The organism is Brevundimonas sp. UBA7534 (genome assembly GCF_002479325.1).
Classification (GTDB): domain Bacteria; phylum Pseudomonadota; class Alphaproteobacteria; order Caulobacterales; family Caulobacteraceae; genus Brevundimonas.
In genome coordinates, this window is sequence record NZ_DLMO01000169.1 from 12,917 (window position 1) to 28,881 (window position 15,965).

General features: G+C 68.3%; 17 protein-coding genes and 1 tRNA gene. 10 read left to right on the forward strand and 8 right to left on the reverse strand.

Going from position 1 to position 15,965, the window contains the following annotated elements:
- Nucleotides 1-69: 69 nt before the first annotated feature.
- The 7 genes from B2U11_RS14200 (at nucleotide 70) to B2U11_RS14230 (ending at nucleotide 4,965) form a co-directional block, all read left to right on the forward strand.
- Entirely contained in the window at nucleotides 70-1,206 is a 1,137-nt protein-coding gene (locus B2U11_RS14200; RefSeq protein WP_292072690.1) for an SGNH/GDSL hydrolase family protein, read from the forward strand.
- Nucleotides 1,203-2,249 carry an NAD(P)H-dependent flavin oxidoreductase gene (locus tag B2U11_RS14205; RefSeq protein ID WP_292072691.1) on the forward strand — a complete coding sequence of 349 codons (1,047 nt, stop codon included), beginning with the start codon at nucleotides 1,203-1,205 and terminating at the stop codon, nucleotides 2,247-2,249. Before B2U11_RS14200 ends, B2U11_RS14205 begins: the two co-directional genes overlap by 4 nt.
- A 122-nt stretch (nucleotides 2,250-2,371) precedes the next feature.
- Complete coding sequence (locus tag B2U11_RS14210; protein WP_292072692.1) at nucleotides 2,372-3,136, forward strand: SDR family oxidoreductase; 765 nt, start codon at nucleotides 2,372-2,374, stop codon at nucleotides 3,134-3,136.
- 22 nt (nucleotides 3,137-3,158) lie between these two features.
- Complete coding sequence (folB, locus tag B2U11_RS14215; protein ID WP_292072720.1) at nucleotides 3,159-3,539, forward strand: dihydroneopterin aldolase; 381 nt, start codon at nucleotides 3,159-3,161, stop codon at nucleotides 3,537-3,539.
- Nucleotides 3,540-3,630: 91 nt separating this feature from the next.
- Nucleotides 3,631-4,233, forward strand: a complete 603-nt coding sequence (locus B2U11_RS14220) for a hypothetical protein (RefSeq protein WP_292072694.1) — start codon at nucleotides 3,631-3,633, stop codon at nucleotides 4,231-4,233.
- Between the two features lie 11 nt (nucleotides 4,234-4,244).
- Nucleotides 4,245-4,625 carry a hypothetical protein gene (locus tag B2U11_RS14225; RefSeq protein ID WP_292072695.1) on the forward strand — a complete coding sequence of 127 codons (381 nt, stop codon included), beginning with the start codon at nucleotides 4,245-4,247 and terminating at the stop codon, nucleotides 4,623-4,625.
- 55 nt (nucleotides 4,626-4,680) lie between these two features.
- The gene (locus B2U11_RS14230) at nucleotides 4,681-4,965 is read left to right on the forward strand and encodes a GNAT family N-acetyltransferase (protein WP_292072697.1); all 285 of its coding nucleotides are present in this window, start codon (nucleotides 4,681-4,683) and stop codon (nucleotides 4,963-4,965) included.
- A gap of 19 nt (nucleotides 4,966-4,984) precedes the next feature.
- Here B2U11_RS14230 and B2U11_RS14235 read toward each other — a convergent pair whose 3' ends face one another.
- The 6 genes from B2U11_RS14235 to msrA all read right to left on the reverse strand — a co-directional run bounded on the left by B2U11_RS14235 (nucleotide 4,985) and on the right by msrA (nucleotide 12,572).
- On the reverse strand, nucleotides 4,985-5,986 hold the full coding sequence (locus B2U11_RS14235; RefSeq protein WP_292072698.1) for an SDR family oxidoreductase: 1,002 nt from the start codon (nucleotides 5,984-5,986) through the stop codon (nucleotides 4,985-4,987).
- Nucleotides 5,987-6,062: 76 nt separating this feature from the next.
- Nucleotides 6,063-6,380 (reverse strand): hypothetical protein, encoded by a 318-nt coding sequence (locus B2U11_RS14240; protein WP_292072700.1) that lies wholly within the window; start codon nucleotides 6,378-6,380, stop codon nucleotides 6,063-6,065.
- Nucleotides 6,381-6,493: 113 nt separating this feature from the next.
- The gene (mdoH, locus tag B2U11_RS14245; RefSeq protein ID WP_292072723.1) at nucleotides 6,494-8,458 is read right to left on the reverse strand and encodes a glucans biosynthesis glucosyltransferase MdoH; all 1,965 of its coding nucleotides are present in this window, start codon (nucleotides 8,456-8,458) and stop codon (nucleotides 6,494-6,496) included.
- A 159-nt stretch (nucleotides 8,459-8,617) separates the two neighbouring features.
- Nucleotides 8,618-10,456 carry an acyltransferase family protein gene (locus B2U11_RS14250; RefSeq protein WP_292072702.1) on the reverse strand — a complete coding sequence of 613 codons (1,839 nt, stop codon included), beginning with the start codon at nucleotides 10,454-10,456 and terminating at the stop codon, nucleotides 8,618-8,620.
- A 58-nt stretch (nucleotides 10,457-10,514) separates the two neighbouring features.
- On the reverse strand, nucleotides 10,515-11,843 hold the full coding sequence (locus tag B2U11_RS14255) for a VOC family protein (RefSeq protein WP_292072704.1): 1,329 nt from the start codon (nucleotides 11,841-11,843) through the stop codon (nucleotides 10,515-10,517).
- Nucleotides 11,844-11,921: 78 nt separating this feature from the next.
- Nucleotides 11,922-12,572, reverse strand: coding sequence for a peptide-methionine (S)-S-oxide reductase MsrA (gene msrA / locus B2U11_RS14260; RefSeq protein ID WP_292072705.1), 651 nt, complete (start codon nucleotides 12,570-12,572; stop codon nucleotides 11,922-11,924).
- 138 nt (nucleotides 12,573-12,710) lie between these two features.
- On the opposite strand from msrA, the gene B2U11_RS14265 reads away from it, so the two are divergent.
- Both B2U11_RS14265 and B2U11_RS14270 read left to right on the forward strand, forming a co-directional pair.
- Nucleotides 12,711-12,800 (forward strand) — tRNA-Ser (locus tag B2U11_RS14265).
- Nucleotides 12,801-12,869: 69 nt separating this feature from the next.
- Nucleotides 12,870-14,423: a site-specific integrase gene (locus B2U11_RS14270; RefSeq protein WP_292072707.1), complete on the forward strand. Its 1,554-nt coding sequence runs from the start codon at nucleotides 12,870-12,872 to the stop codon at nucleotides 14,421-14,423.
- Nucleotides 14,424-14,662: 239 nt separating this feature from the next.
- Here the strand turns inward: B2U11_RS14270 and B2U11_RS14275 are convergent, their stop codons facing one another.
- Both B2U11_RS14275 and B2U11_RS14280 read right to left on the reverse strand, forming a co-directional pair.
- On the reverse strand, nucleotides 14,663-15,244 hold the full coding sequence (locus tag B2U11_RS14275) for a hypothetical protein (RefSeq protein WP_292072709.1): 582 nt from the start codon (nucleotides 15,242-15,244) through the stop codon (nucleotides 14,663-14,665).
- 56 nt (nucleotides 15,245-15,300) lie between these two features.
- Nucleotides 15,301-15,537: a helix-turn-helix transcriptional regulator gene (locus B2U11_RS14280; RefSeq protein WP_211306052.1), complete on the reverse strand. Its 237-nt coding sequence runs from the start codon at nucleotides 15,535-15,537 to the stop codon at nucleotides 15,301-15,303.
- A gap of 104 nt (nucleotides 15,538-15,641) precedes the next feature.
- Between B2U11_RS14280 and B2U11_RS14285 the strand changes: the two genes are divergently transcribed.
- A partial coding sequence (locus B2U11_RS14285) for a hypothetical protein (RefSeq protein ID WP_292072712.1) occupies nucleotides 15,642-15,965 on the forward strand: 324 nt, incomplete at its 3' end.

Consider the following 15,965-nt stretch of genomic DNA (forward strand, 5'->3'; position numbering starts at 1 on the left):
GAGCGGAGGCGATGCTAGATGACGCTCCCTTGGAGAAACGGACCCGTGCAGATTTCCAGAAGCGACAGGATGAGCGGCGTAGCGCGGCCGGATCGACGCGCCGTGGCCTTTGGCGGCCTGGCCGCGACCTTTGCTGCGGCCCTGGCCACACCTGCGGCTGCGCAGGTGCGGGTGGAGCGCGCCCCGTCGGCGGCCGCACCCAAGCCTCTGCCCTTCCTCGCAGGCGGTCGGGTGGTTTCCGAAGGGGAGGGCCTGACCTATCAGTGGCCGGGTGTCTATTTCGAGGCGGCGTTCACCGGCGACTCCGTCTTCTTCCGCGTCGGTCCTGGCGACCAAATTCTGCATCTGCTGATCGACGGCCGACGCGTCGGCGAGATGATCCGCCCGGACCCCGGCCTTTATCGGATTACGGGGCTGGAGCGCGCGGCGCACTGCGTCCGCATCGACGTCGTATCGGAACATCAAGCGGGACCGGCGCGCTTTGACGGGTTCGCACTGGATGGCGACGGCGTGGCGCGGTCCCGCCCCCGACGCTTGCGACAGATCGAATTCATCGGCGATTCCCACACGGTCGGCTATGGCGTGGGACTGGACCGACGTGAGTGCACGACGCAGGAGGTGTGGGCGTCCACCGACAACACGATGGCGTTCGGGCCGCTGACCGCCCGGCGCCACCAGGCGGACTATCAGATCAACGCCATTTCTGGTCGGGGCGTCGTGCGCAACTATGGCGGCGCTGCTCTGCCCACCTTGCCTCAGGCCTATCCCTACGCCCTGTTCGACGGGACGACGCGGTATGAGGCGACGGACTGGTCGCCGCAGGTGGTGGTGGTCGACCTGGGAACCAACGACTTTTCGACCCCGCTGGGGGCCGGCGAGCCCTGGGCGACGCGCGAGGCGTTGAGCGCGGATTACGAGGCGACCTATGTGCGCTTCGTCCAGACCCTGCGCGCCCGCAATGGCGACGCCTTCCTGATCCTGATGATCCCTCCCAGCGCAGAGGACGAGATCGCCGTCGCGGTCGGCCGCGTCGCCGAGCAGCTGAAGACGGCGGGCGAGGATCGGCTGGCGGTGCTGTCGACCGGCGCCCTGGCGTTCACCGCTTGCGACTGGCACCCGTCGCGCCGAGATCAGGAGCAGATCGCGGGCGTCCTGTCGGCCTTTCTGGACGCTCATCCCGAGGTCTGGAGCAGGGGAGAGCCATGACGCTTCTGACGCGGCTTGGCCTGAGCGTCCCCATCATCCAGGCCCCGATGGCTGGGGTGTCGACGCCGGAGATGGCGGCGGCCGTGTCGAACGCGGGCGCTCTGGGCTCCATCGCCGTGGGGGCGACCGACGCCGAGGGGGCGCGGGCGATGATGGCGGCGACGCGAGCGCTGACCGAGCGGCCGTTCAACGTCAATCTGTTCGCCCACGCCCCGGCCCGCGCCGATCCCGCGCGCGAAGCGGTCTGGCTGGAGGCGCTGGGGTCGAGCTTTCGCGCCTTCGAGGCCGCGCCGCCGACGGGGCTGAGGGAAATCTATCGCAGCTTCGTCGAGGACGACGCCATGCTGGCGGCGCTGTTGCAGCGGCCGCCGGCCGTGGTCAGCCTGCACTTCGGCCTGCCGGACCAGGATCGCGTGCGGGCGCTGAAGGCCGCCGGCTGCCGGCTGCTGGCCACCGCCACCAACCTGAAGGAGGCCGAAGCGGCGCGGGCGGCGGGCATTGACGCGGTCGTGGCGCAGGGCTGGGAGGCGGGCGGACACCGGGGCGTGTTCGATCCCGGGGCGCCGGACGAGCGGCTGGGGACGCTGGCGCTGACCCGGCTGCTGGTGGTGCGCGGCGGCCTGCCGGTGATCGCGGCGGGCGGGATCATGGATGGGCGGGGCGTGCGCGCGGTCTTGGATCTGGGCGCGGTCGCGGCGCAGCTGGGCACCGCCTTCGTCGCCTGCCCCGAAAGCGCGGCCGACGCCGCCTACAAGGCCGCGTTGATCCAGGGCGACGGACGCACGGCCATGACCGACGCCGTCTCCGGCCGTCCGGCGCGGTGCCTGAGAAACCGCTTCGTCGACCTGGGCGAAGCGATCGCGGCGGCGCGGCCCGACTATCCGATCGCCTACGACGCCGGAAAGGCGCTGAACGCGGCGGCCAAGGCGAAAGGCGAGGCCGGCTTCGGCGCCCAGTGGGCGGGCCAGGGCGCGGCGCTGGCGCGGGCCATGCCGGCGGGCGAACTGGTCGCCGTGCTGGCCCAGGAGACGGCGCGCGCTTGAACCCTGGCGCGGGGCGCTTTATGCGGGCGGGGCAACCGGAGCGATTTCCATGCTGGCGCTTTTCATCATCCTCGGCTTCGTCGCCGTCCTGGCCCTGATCAACTACGTCGAGTTCGGCCGGGTTGACTGATCGCGTCCCCGAGGCGGGGCGCGGCGTCGCCCTGGTCACGGGGGGCGCCCGGCGGATCGGGCGCGCCATCTGCCTGACGCTGGCCTCGGCCGGCTTTGACGTGGCCGTCCATCACCATTCATCCGAAGACGACGCCCGCACTCTGGTGGCGGAGATCGAGGCGCTGGGCCGGCGCGCGGTCGCGCTGAAGGCCGATCTGGCCGACGAGGCGGCGGTGCGCGACCTGATCCCGCGCGCGGTCGGGGCGCTGGGTCCGGTGACGGCCCTGGTCAACAACGCCTCGGTGTTCGAGGACGACCGCGTCGGCGGGCTGAGCCGCGAAAGCTGGGACCGGCATATCGAGACCAATCTGCGCGCGCCCCTCGTGCTGGCCGAGGCCTTCGCCGCTCAGGGGCATGAGGGGGCGATCGTCAACCTGCTGGACCAGAAGGTGCTGAAGCCCGATCCGCGCTTCTTCTCCTACAGCCTGTCGCGCAACGGCCTGTGGTGGGCGACGCGGACGCTGGCCCAGGCGCTGGCGCCGCGCATCCGGGTCAACGGCGTCGGGCCGGGGCCGACCCTGCCGTCGATCCACCAGACCCAGGCCGAGTTCCAGGCCGAGGCCGAAGGCACGCTGCTGCAACATCCGGGCAGCCCGGACGCGGTGGCCCAGGCCGTGCTGTGGCTGATTGACGCCGGCCTGGTGACGGGCCAGATGATCGCCGTCGACGGGGGCCAGCATCTGGCCTGGCGCACCCCCGACATCGTGCAGGAGTAAGCGCGTGGCCCTTTCCTCCCCGGTGTCGCCCTTTCCGGGCGAGGAGCCGCTGCGGCGCGAGGCCCTGCGGGTGTTCGTGCGCGGGCTGGAGATCGAGGCCGGCATCGGCGTCTATGATCACGAGCACGGCTGTCTGCAGCGGCTGGTCATCGACGTCATGCTGGAGTTGGAGCCCAACGCCATCGAGCGGCTCGGCGACACCGTCAATTACGAGACCGTAGCGGAGGCGGCGCGCGCCATCGCCGCCGAGGGGCACATCGGCCTGGTCGAGACCTTCGCCGAGCGGCTGGGCCGGGCGTGTCTGGCGGACCGGCGGGTGGTGCGGGCCGCCATCCGGGTCGAGAAGCCGGGCGCCTTGGCGGCGGCGGCCGCGCCGGGATGCGAGATCGTGCTGGCGCGCTGAGCGGTCGAGGTTGCGCGCGGGCGGACGCCCCGCCATTGTCCGCGCACGTTCGCCGCCAACCCGGCGGCTCAATAGGAATCATCTGAACCGCATGGCCGATCCCGTCGATCCCAAGGCGCCCACCGGCGACGACGCGCACGACCACGACGACGCGGTCGGCTTCGCCTCGGCCGCCTCTCTGTCCGGCCGCCGGGTCGAGCCGGCCGAGCGCGACCTGTTCGATGAGCCTGAGCCGCCCTATGATCCGTTCCAGGCCAGCGCGGCGGCGCCGCTTCGCCAGATGCGGCCGGGCGACGACGGGGCGTGGGTCGTGCGCGACCGGCGCGATTCGATCCGCGCCGACCACACCCCAGAGCCGAACCCCATCGACGCGCCCTCCACCCTGTACGCCGTCTATGTGCTGATCCTGCTGGCGGTGCCGACCCTGGGCGTGGCGGCGGCGGTGGCGCTGCTGGCGGTCTGGAAGCGGCGCGCTCCGGAGGGCGATGTCGCCGCCAGCCACTATGTCTTCCAGCAGCGCACGGTCTGGGCGGCCGCCATCGGCGCGGTGGCCGGGGCGGTGCTGATCATCGTCAACGTCGGCGTCTTCATCCTGTTCGTCGCGGCGGTATGGACCCTGGCGCGCGGGGCCTATGGCGTGATGAAACTGAGGGCGGGGCGGGGCATTCCGCATCCGAACGCCTGGCTGTTCTGAGGAGACGCCGCATGACGACGCCGAACTTCACCGCCGGCCAGGAAGCCGAGGGCAAGGTCCCGGCCCTGATCGCCTGGGCCCTGTTCATCCTGTCGATCCCCAGCGCGAACGTGCTGGTCCTGATTGGGCTGATCGTATCCTACGTTTCGCGCGGAACCGCGACCGGCGTGCCACGCCAGCATATCGACGCCCAGATTCGGCTGTTCTGGTCTGTCTTCTGGTGGACCATCGCCGCCTGGATCGGCATCGCCGTCAGCGCGCTCGCCTCGGTGTTGCTGATCGGCATCCCGTTCCTGCTGGTGTTCCTGCTGATCTGGTTCCTGCTCAGCGTCTGGTTCACGGTCAAAAGCGTGCTGGGCCTGATCCAACTGCTTCAGGACCGGCCCATCTGACGCACCCTGGAACGCGGCGGCCCTTCAAGCGGTTGAAGCGGCGAAGGAGTGACGCATGGGCCAGTTCAGGGACGACGCGGGCGAGAACCGCTTCGAGCAGGATTTCGACACGGAGACAGGGGGCGGCCAGGTCTGGGCCGACTACGCCGTTCGCGGCGGCGCGCGGGTGATCCTGCACGTGGAGGCCGAGCCCGGGCTGCGCGGCTCGGGCGCCGCGGGCCGCTTCATGCAGTCAATGGCCGAGCACGCGCGCGAGAATGGTTTGAGGCTTTTCCCGCGCTGCAGCTATGCGGTGACCTGGCACAAGCGGCACCCCGACTACGACGACGTCCTGGCGTAGCCGGGGGCGAGGCGGCGCGTCAGCCGCCCGAATAGCCGCCAATGATCGGCAGGATCTCGCCGGTGATGAAGCTGGACATCTGGGGCGAGGCCAAAAAGACGTAGGCGGGCGCGATCTCCTCGGGCTGGGCCGGGCGCTTCATCACGGTGTCGGCGCCGAAGGTAGAGGTCTTGTCCTCATCCTTGTCGGCCGGGTTCAGCGGGGTCCAGACCGGTCCAGGTGCGACCACGTTCACACGGATGCCCCGAGGCGCCAGATGCGTGCCCAGCGATCGCGCATAGGCGTGGATGCCGCCCTTGGTCAGAGAATAGTCCAGCAAGTCCTTGTTGCCCTGCAGCCCCGTCACCGAGCCGGTCATGACGATCGCGCCGCCGGCCTTCATGTGCGGCACCGCCGCCTTGGTCATGTTGAAGTAGCCATAGAGGTTGGTCTTCAGCGTGCGGTCGAAATGCTCATGCGTCAGGTCCTCGAAGGCGTTGACGTGCTCCTGGAACGCCGCGTTGGGGACCAGCACGTCCAGCCGGCCGAAGGCGTCCAGCGTGGCCTTGACCGCGGTCTCGGCGAAGGCGGGGTCCGAGACGTCGCCCTTCAGCACCACGGCGCGGCGGCCCTCGGCCTCGACCGCGGCCTTTGTGGTCTCGGCGTCGTCGTCCTCGTCCAGGTGGCAGACGACCACGTCGCAACCCTCGCGCGCGAACAGGACCGCGACCGCGCGGCCGATCCCGGAATCGGCCCCGGTGATCAGGGCGGCGAAACCTTCCAGCTTGCCCGAGCCCTTCCAGAAGGGGGCGTCGTACATCGGCGCGGGGTCCAGGGCGGATTCATCGCCTGGCTTGACCTGATGCTGTTTGGGGAAGGGCGGTTCGGGATAGCGGCGGGCCCCGGCCTGGACCGCGCCGATTTCCTTGTCGTCGCCCTGGCCGGCGTCGTCTTGGCGCGCGTCGGTGCGGTCAATGTCGCGCTGGATCGCGCGCTCGTGGTCGGCGACGTCCTCGGCGCGGGCTTTGAAACGGTCGTCCATATGGATTCTCCTGAAGGCTCTGGTCCCTCAGGAAGCGGGCGAGGCGGCCCGCCGTTCCATCATGTTCAGCCGGGCGTCAGCTGACGCGGTGGACGATCGTCTTGATGGTCTCGGCCTTGGTGGGCAGGTCGGCGGCCAGGCGCGACGCCATCTCGCGGGCGCCGACGGGGTAGGCGTCGCCGCCGTTGGCGATGTCCTTGGCCTTGGCGGCCGCTTCGAGCAGCAGCTTCTCCAGCGCCTCGATCTCTTCCAGCGCCAGGGCGTGCGCCTCCAGCTGGAGACGTTTGACGCGCTCGGCGGTGGTCTCGGGCGCGCGCATCAGGTCATAGACCTCGGCCTCGGCCGCGACGAGCCGCAGGTCGGGCTTGGCGTCGGAACCGTTCTTGCTGGCCATGGAATCGGATCCCCTTCATCTGATGCCGGACCAAGGTGATGCGGAATCGCGGGCGCGTCGAGCTTCACCGTATCGGTTCCTGCGCCGGTGTGGCCGCTACGCATCGGTGAAGGTTACAGCTCCGGCGCGCGGGCCGGGACCATGGCGGGGGCCACGACCGGCGCCAGGACGCCGCCCGCGACCGCGCGCAGCGGGGAGCGCGGCGCGTACAGCACGGCCGGGTTGACGCTGACGCCGTCCTGGGCCGGGGTCAGCAGGAAGCCCTTGGCCGCCAGGGCGTCGCCGGCGCGCACGCGCGAGGTCCACACCGCGATCGGGGCGGCGAACAGCAGGGGCAGGACGATCGGGGCGAACCAGGTGGCCAGGTCCGGGCGCACGCACAGCGGGGCCAGGAAGGCCACGCCGGCCATCATCTGCCAGCGCATGGCGCGCAGGGCGTCGGACCAGGCCAGGCCGTCGGCCTCGCGCTGCTGGGTCGTCCAGCCGGTGTCGTGGCCGGACAGGATCTGGATGAAGGCCTTGGTGTTGGCCACCATCAGCAGGGGCGCCAGGATGGCCGACAGGGCGATCTCGGCGGCCATGCCGCGGGCCACGCCGCGCCGACCCCCGAAGGCGCGCAGTTCGGCGGGCCGGCTCAGCACCAGAGCCGCGCCCATGAACTTGGGGCCGATCAGAAGCACGCCCGCCAGCAGCGACGCCAGCATGAAGGGCGTGAACTGTGGGTTCAGGATGTAGAAGAAGCTGGCCCAATCGACCGGGTAGAACATCTGGATGAACAGTCCGACCGTCAGCGAGGCCAGCCACAGCGGCGACGACAGATAGGCCATGCAGCCCATCAGCAGCTGCAGGCGGCTCATGGGCGACAGGCCCTTGGCGCCGATCAGGCCCAGATGCTGCAGATTGCCCTGGAACCAGCGGTGGTCGCGGCGGATGAAATCCGTGATCGACGGCGGGGTCTCTTCCCACGAGCCATCCAGGGCGGCGGTGACGTGCACGGCCCAGCCAGCGCGGCGCAGCAGGGCGGCCTCGACCACGTCATGGCTCAGGATATGGCCGCCGAACGGTTTGCGGCCCGGCAGGCTGGGCAGGCCGCAGCAACCGGCGAAGGCGCGGGTGCGGATGATGGCGTTGTGGCCCCAGTAGCTGGATTCCGAACCGGTCCAGTAGGCCAGTCCGGCGGCGGCGACGCGGCCGTACAGGCGCACCGAATACTGCGACACGCGCGCGAAGACGGTGCGCGCCTTGACGATCACCGGCGCGGTCTGGATCAGGCCCACACCGGGGTTGCGTTCCATGGCGTCGACCATGCGCAGCAGGGTCTCGCCGGCCATGGTGCTGTCCGCGTCCAAGACGATCATGGTCTCGTAGGCGCCGCCGAAGCGACGCACCCATTCGGCCAGGTTGCCGGCCTTGCGCTCCGAATTCTCGGTGCGCCGACGGTAGTAGGCCTTGGCGTTGGCGGCCAGGCGGAAGGCCTGGAAGGCCGACCGCTCGGCGGCGGCGGCCTCGTCCTTGGTGGAATCGCTCAGCACGAAGATGTCGAAGGCCGAAGAGGCGCCCAGCCGCGCCAGCGAGGCGTCGATCTGGGCCAGGCGCGCGAAGGAGGCGCGGGCGTCCTCATTGTACAGCGGCATCAGCAGGGCGGTGCGGGTGCGCGGCGAACCGGGGTGGGCGGCGAAGCGCAGGTCCGCCTGATCGCGGCCGCGCAGCATGACGATCAGGCCCATCAGGCCGCTGACGAACCAGCAGGAGATGGCGGTGATCAGCACCATGAAGATGCCGAAGGCCAGCATCTCGGTCGGGTCCCATCCCTTGCGCGCGTACAGATAGAAGGGCGCGATCGCCGACAGGCCGGCCAGGGCCAGGGTGCCGGCCAGCAGCGTCAGACGGCGCATCAGCACGGTGCGCGGGGAGGTGGCGGGGGTCACGTCGCGCGCGGCGACGGCCGCCTCCAGCGACTGACGCGGCATGGCCAGAGGCGCCTCTTCGGGCAGCCACGACCAGTCCGGCTCACGCGGGGCCAGAGAAAGGTTCTGGATGTCAGCCTGTTCGACAGGCCGGATCGCCAGCTTGTTCATGCCGCTCAAGACGCCCCCTGATGAGCCGTCGTCGTCCGGCGGGCGGAAACGACGCGGAATGCTGCACTGCAGCACCGCGCCTATACTCGATCACATTCGCGCGATTTTCAATCACGCGATGTTGATAAGGGCGAAAAATATCGAGGAGGAACCCCGGACCTATTCGGCCGATCCCGCCGCGACGGGGCTGTGGCGGCGCGGGCCGGCGTCCGTTCGGAGCTTGCGCTCCAGCACCCACGCCGCCACTCCGACCCAACAGACCAGGACGATGGCGTAGGCGCGTTCCCACCAGCCGACATTCGCCGGATTCACGGTTCCCGGGAAGACCAGGTGTTTGGTGAACAGCGTCAGCACCGCCATGACCACGAAGGTGGCCGCCAGGAATATCTTCAACCCCGGCAGGTCCCGTCGCGACGACAGGCCCCAGAACAGCAGCAGCGGGGCCAACTGGATCCCTAGACCCAGGTTGATGACCATGTGGCGCGGATCGGGCCAGGGATAGAGCGTCGACAGCGACAGGCCCGCGCCCGCCAGGACGAAGACCACGGCGGTCACCACCCCCGCAACCCGCGCGCCGCTGAGGGCGTACAGGGTCAGGCCGAAGCCGATTCCGGCCAGGCCCGCCATCACGCCGGCGGCGAAGACCCCGGCGTTGAAGATGATCGGCGCCTGGGCCGTCGCCCCGCCCAGCTCGCTGAGGAACTGGGTGGCGTTGTCGAAGCCAGGATAGGCGGCGCTGGCGACCAGCACGACCATCAGGGCCAGTACGGGCGCGGCGACCCCGACCGCCAGAAGCGCGCGGCGACGGCGATAGCGAACGCCTTCGCCGCGCCAGGCGGCCAGGTCCAGCGGCCACGGCCGTCCGTCGCGGGGCTTAAGCCCCCAGAGCGGCCGGATCGGATCGATGCGACGCACGATCTCGTAGATCGCCAGACTGCCAAGGAAGGTGGCGGCGATCAGCGCCAGCACCTCCAGGCCCGCCGGCAGGTGCGCCGGGCGGATGATCCAGACCGCCACGACCAGCACCGTCTGGTGCGCCAGATAGAGCGGGAAGGTGGCCTGGGTCAGATAGGTCAGGACCGGGCCCGAGCGGTCCCGCAGCCACCGGCTGCCGAAACCCAGGATGGCGGCGATGACGGCCCACTGGTCGACGCCGTAGACGATGGCCTTGGGCACGCCGAAGAAGGCCCGCCCGCCGGGATGCCACACCTGCAGCATCATGATCGGCAGGGCCACGACCGCCAGTCCGACCGCGACCCAGCGCCAGCGCTCGAGCCCCCGCCAGATCGACTCGCGACCGACCACGGCGAAGCCGAACAGGAAGGCGCCCAGCGAAAGGGCGTGATTGTACCAGTCGAAGGGCAGGTTGTTGGTCAGGCCGAAGATCGGGAACAGGGCGATGCGGATGGCGATCAGATAGAGGATGGGCACGACCAGCAGGCGCGGGCCGCGCAGCACCCGCTCCAGCGCGTCGCCCAGTCGCTCGATCATCCCCGCCCGGCGCCACAGCAGAATGGCCACGGCGCTGTAGGCGGCGATATAGACGACGAACCACAGGTGATTGACGGGCACGCCGTCGGCCAGACCGCTCCAGCCGAACTCGTGCCGCATCCAGGCCAGATAACCGTCCATCCCGCCGGGCCAGTTCGCCTTGTCGCGGGCCTCGATCCACGACTGGATGGGCACCAGGACCACTGCTCCGAACAGCAGCGGCGGCGCCAGTCGGGCGAACCGGGCGCGGGCCACTTCGCGCGGGGTGCGCCGCAGGGTCATGAACCGCAGCGCCGCGCCCGACACCAGGAACAGCAGCGTCAGCCGCCACGGATTGGTGACCAGCACCGCCTCGCGCATCCACTCGAAGGTGTGATCGCTGTGCACGTGCCAGTCGTAGACGCCGTAAACCAGGCCCACGTGATACAGGATCAGCAGGCCGAAGGCGGCGACCCGGATCCAGTCCAGGTCGTAGCGGCGGATCGACGGGGCGGCGTGCGGGGTCACGGCGCGGTCTATGAGACCAGCGGGGGCGTCAGGCAAGCGGGCGGATCGTCTCGGCGGTTCAGACGGCCAGGGGGCGCGAAACGCCCAGCGCCGTCAGCGTCGCCGCGACCGAGGCGTCCTGCTCGGCCCGGTACAGCGCCATCTCGTCCTGCACCGCGCGGCCCAGGGCGGCCTCGAACTCGGCGCGGGCCGGATCGGCCGCGTAACCGCCGTCGCGCGCCTCCGCCCCCAGGTTGGACTGGAAGATGCCCGCCGCGCTGACCGGCAGGAAATCCTCATAGGTTATGGGCCGGGCGGCCACGTCGCCGTCGGCGATCAAGGCCTCCAGGTCGCCCGACAGCCGCCCGGCGCGCGACAGGCCCTGTTCGGTCGGGACGAAGCGGAACCAGGCCAGGCCCTGTCGGCGCAGGGCCGTCCAGTCGTCGGGCAGGGCGGAGAAGTCCTTGCTGGCCAGCGCGGCGTCATAGAGAGCGCGGCCGGCGGGGGTCAGGGCGCAGCCACGCTGTTCGATCTCGCCGAAGCGGGCGGTGTGAGCGCCTTCCACGGCGCCGGTGTCGCCCGGAAAGACGATCTTCTCCTGCAGCGCCTTGAAGCTGGTCTGGCGCAGCAGCACCGGACAGGCGCGGGCCGGCGGGCCTTCGATCGTCTCCTTGGGGGCGATGCCGCGCCGGGGCATTTCCGCCTGGGCCGCGTCGATATCCAGGGTGCGAGGCGTCAGGTGGTTGATGTGCGGACCCTTGAAGCTGACCACGTCGGCGATCAGCCGATGGGCCGCGACCAGCCGGTCGTAGGTCTCGGCGCTGACGGTCGCCTGGGCGTGCCAGCGGAAGGTCTCCAGCAGTTCGGACACGAAACGGTCGGCCTGGTCCTGGTCCAGCCCGCCCTGGGTCTCGGCCGCATCGATCAGCGTGCGCGCGCCGGGGGTGAAGATGTCGCGCCGGGCCAGGGCGGCCTCGGCCTCCTCGCGCAGGGTCTCGTCCTCGATCAGCTCCATCCGCAACAGGGAGCAGAAGACGCGGAAGGGATTGCGCCGCAGCGCCTCGGGATCCACGGGGCGGAAGGCGGTCGAATGAACCGGCACGCCGGCGGGCGCCAGATTGTAATAGCTGACCGGCTGCATCCCCATGACGGCGAAGGCGCGGGCGATGGTCGACAGCTCCTGGGCCGTGCCGACGCGGATGGCGCCGTGCCGCTCCTCGGACAGACGGGCCAGGTCGCCAGCCTGGTCCAGGTGTTGGGCCAGGGCGGGATCGGCGTTCAGCGCCGCCGCATTGATGTCGGCCACCAGGGTCAACAACGCGCCGTACTGCGGCACCTCGGTCCGATACATGGCCGACAGGGCCGCCGAAAAACGGCTGCGGATTTCATCGGCATGGACGAAGGACATGGACGGGCTCCCTGATCTTTCGGGCCGTCCTACGCCTGTCGGCGGCCGGGGTGAAGCCGGCCGCCCCGGAACATCGCCTCAGGCCTCGACGCCGACGCCGATCGGACAGGTCACGCCCGTGCCGCCGATGCCGCAGTAGCCGTTGGGATTCTTGGCCAGATAGCCCTGGTGATAGTCCTCGGCGAAATAGAACGGCCCGGCGGGGACGATCTCGGTGGTGATCGCGCCGCGGCCCGCGGCGCTCAGGGCCGCCTGATAGGCGTCGCGCGACGCCTCGGCCTCGCGCTGCTGATCCGCGTTCAGGGTGTAGATGGCCGAGCGGTAGGTGGTGCCGACGTCATTGCCCTGGCGCATGCCCTGCGTCGGGTCGTGGTTCTCCCAGAAGGCCTTGAGCAGTTCGGCGTAGCTGATCTCGTTGGGGTTGAAGACGACCTGGACCACCTCGGCGTGGCCGGTGCGGCCGGTGCAGGTCTCCTCATAGGTCGGGTTGGGCGTGATCCCGCCGGAATAGCCGACGGCGGTGACCCACACCCCCGGCAGGTTCCAGAAGATCCGCTCCACGCCCCAGAAACAGCCCATGCCGAAGATCGCCGTCTGGAAACCGTCGGGGTGCGGGCCCTTCAGCGGGCGGCCTTTGACGTAATGGACCTCGTCAGTGCGCAGGGGCTCGGCCCGGCCGGGCAGGGCGGTCTCGGCCGTGGGCAGTTCGGCGCTTTTCTGAAACAGCATGGGACTCCTCGGGGGACGGAATGGCTCTGGCGTCCATATGGGGATCAAGGAGGCGCTTGCCGAGGGGGCCGCCTTGTTCTATCAGGCCCGCCTCCCGCCGGATCGACCGTCCGGCGGCGCGCACGACGTGGCGTGAACGGACAGGTGGCGGAGTGGTCGATCGCGCACGCTTGGAAAGCGTGTGTACGTGAAAGCGTACCGAGGGTTCGAATCCCTCTCTGTCCGCCACGGTGTTACAAACTCTTGATCTGAAAGAGTTTGTTATAAAATCAGTCACTTACAATCGTTAGGGGCCGAATGTCTGCTACACTCGATACGGAGAAAGCAGACGTGTTGACTGGCCTAATCAGGCGCGATGGCGGGCGGTATTCCACACGCCGCATCATCCCCTTGGACCTACGCCCGGCCTACGGCGGCAAGCGTGAAATCGTCAAAGCCTTGGGGACCGCCGATCCGGCTGAGGCCAAGCGGCTCCATGTCGCTCTATGGGCGGCGCAGGATCGGGAGTTCGCTGGGGCGCGGGCCGCTATGGCCGCAGCTGAAAAGACCCCCGCCGTCGAAACCAAGGCGGCCAAGCCCATAGACATAGACGCCTACGCAGCGCGGGCGCTCGTCGGCCTGCGGAAGAAGCGGGCGGAGTATCTCGCGGCCGGGCGGTTGGAAAACTTCAACCTTGAGGCCCGCGAGGGGCTGGAAATCTATCAGGCTATCCTCGACGGCGGCGATGACCTGGACCTGTCATTGTCTGAGGCCGAGGGGATGCGGGTGGCGACGCTGGCGATCCTCACAGGCGAAGGCGCGGCGGCCCTTGCTGCGGCTCCCGCCGTCAAGCCCACGGCATCTGGCGGCCCCCGCGTCCCGCTCGCTGATGTGCTGGACAAATGGAAGGCCGAGCGGACGCCGCAGCCGAGAACGGTGCGGGACCTGACGCGGACGGTTAAGCGGTTCGAGGCTGTCGTCGGCAAACTGGCGGTCCAAGATGTGACCAAGCAGCACGTCATAGCGTTTAAGGATGCGCTGCTGTCCGAAGGTAAAACGCCGGGAAATATCAATGTCATCATCCCGTTCTTAGGCACGCTGTTCAACTACGCCGTGGACAATGACCTGATCCCGGCAAGCCCTGCCAAAGGCATCAAGGTTGTCGATAAACGGCGAGCCAAAGATAAGCGGCTGCATTACGACCGCGACGAACTCAAAGCCGTATTCAACGGACCCGTTCATATGGATGGCGCTCGTCCGGTCGGCGGTGGTGGAGAGGCTGCGTATTGGCTCCCGCTGCTGGCGCTCTACACCGGCGCTCGTCAGACGGAACTAGGTCAGCTTCATCCCGATGATGTCTATGAAGAAGCTTACCTAGACGAAGAAGGTGGCGAACATTCTGCTTGGGTCATAAGGTTCGCAGAGAACGAAAAACGAGGCCAAAAGGTTAAGACTGAGGGGAGCGAACGGCGCATCCCAATCCACTCCGATTTAATCGGGCTGGGCTTCTTAAAGGTCGCGGCGGCTGCGAAGGCTGAACGCCGGGAGCGCATCTTCCATAAGATCAACCCGACAGCGGAGGGCGAACTTATGGGCAACTGGTCCAAGTGGTTCGGTCGCTACCTCCGCAAGGTCTGCGGCGTCGCAGATGAGCGAGTGGTGTTCCATTCCTTCCGCCATAGCTTCAAGCATTATGCCCGCAACTGTCGCCTAGATAAGGAGGTCCACGCAGAGATCACCGGGCATGAGAGCGGCGACACTGGCGATGACTACGGCGGCCTTGCATATCCCCTTCACCCGCTGGTCGAGGGCATGGCCCGCTATCGGGTGCCGGGCTTCATCCTGCCGCCCCCGCCCTCTTCCTTGAGATAGCCGAGAAGGCCGGAAAGCGGGGCGCTGGGGCGGTGGTTTGGTCTCCGATGGGTGACGGCTCATCCGGGATGGCGAGCCCCTCAGCGCGGCTGTATTTGGCTTACTGAGGCGGGCGATATTTGAGACAGATGCGTCCCGTGAATGTGCCATCCCCGAAGGTGGCGGCGGGCGTTTCCTGTCCCCCAAGGGTATCAAATCAGATTTGCCATTTTCTTCCCCTTTCTAAGAAAGAAAGGAGGTTAGGTTGACCCGATCAACAACTGCTCCAGAATGTCAGACCGCATCCGGTTCTTCCCCACCCTGATCGCCGGATATCGGCCCGCCTCAATCGTGTAGCGTTTGTCCCCGACGACGACGCACTCTTCAGCGAAGACCACCTCAACCGTCGCTGATCTCACGCCCTCGGCGCGACCGCGCATTGCTTGCCAGCGCTGCTTGATTGCGGAGAAGGTGTCCTTCGTTTTTGTGCGCCCTGGCAGTCCGGCGTCGGTCAGGACCTTATCAATGGCTGTCCGCTGAGAAGCCGACAGCGCCTTGTAAAGCACGGCATCAGGGATGGCGTAGCCGTCGTATATTTTGCTGAGCCATGCGACTAGCTCCGCATTGGACTTGGCGGCTGCCTCCGGGGTGCGGATAAGCAGTTCAGTGAGCTTTACGGGCCATTGGCTGTAGCCCTTAGGTCTTTGCCGGTAGGCGTTGACTTGAACAGACGCCTTTATCCGGGACGCCTCGGGATGCGCCGCCCTGTAGGCCGCAGCGGCCTTGTTCGCGGCGGCGGCGATAGCGGTTTCCAGACCCTTGCGGTGATCAGTTGTCGTCATCCATTGGCCTCGAAAGCAGGCTCCCGCCCAGTGGCGCTAGGTAGCAGGCGGTCGGTTCAGAGCGATCCGGCGACTAACAAGTCCGACGGCTTGCGGTCGAGCGCTTCGGCGATCCGACAAATGTTGAGGAAGCTGACATTCCGCTTCCCGCGTTCGATCCGGCTCATGTGTGATCGGTCGATGCCTGCCGCATCGGCCAGCGCTTCTTGAGATAGGCCCAACTCCTCGCGGAGCGCCCTGATCCCGTTGCCCAGTCGCACAAGGCGCTGGTCCGCGTCCTGTTTGACCGACATTCTGACCACGGCCAGAGGCTCGTGAAATGTGGATCATGCGGCCACGGCATTTACGGCAATTGCTGAGGCGCCTATAGCGGTCTTCTCATTTGGGAGGGACGGCTTTGATCTGGATTGCTTTGGGGCTGGCGGCCGCTGTGGCGGCGTTCCTGATGGTGGGCGGCATGACCACCCTGCGAAAGAGCCAAGCGGCCGTCGCCGTTCAAAAACTGCTGGAAGCTCATCCGTCGGTGGTGATGGCCGACTTCGCACCGGCCAAACTGGCGAACCGGCTGGTAGGCGAGGCTTGGGATCAGCGCGGTCAACAGTTCCGCGCCAAGGACAAGCCGTATCCGCAGAAGCGGTCTATCGCCATCATTGCGCTGGCAGACGGGCTGAGCAGTTTGCGGGCCGAGGTTGATGCATGGAACGCCACGTTCTTCGCCCTG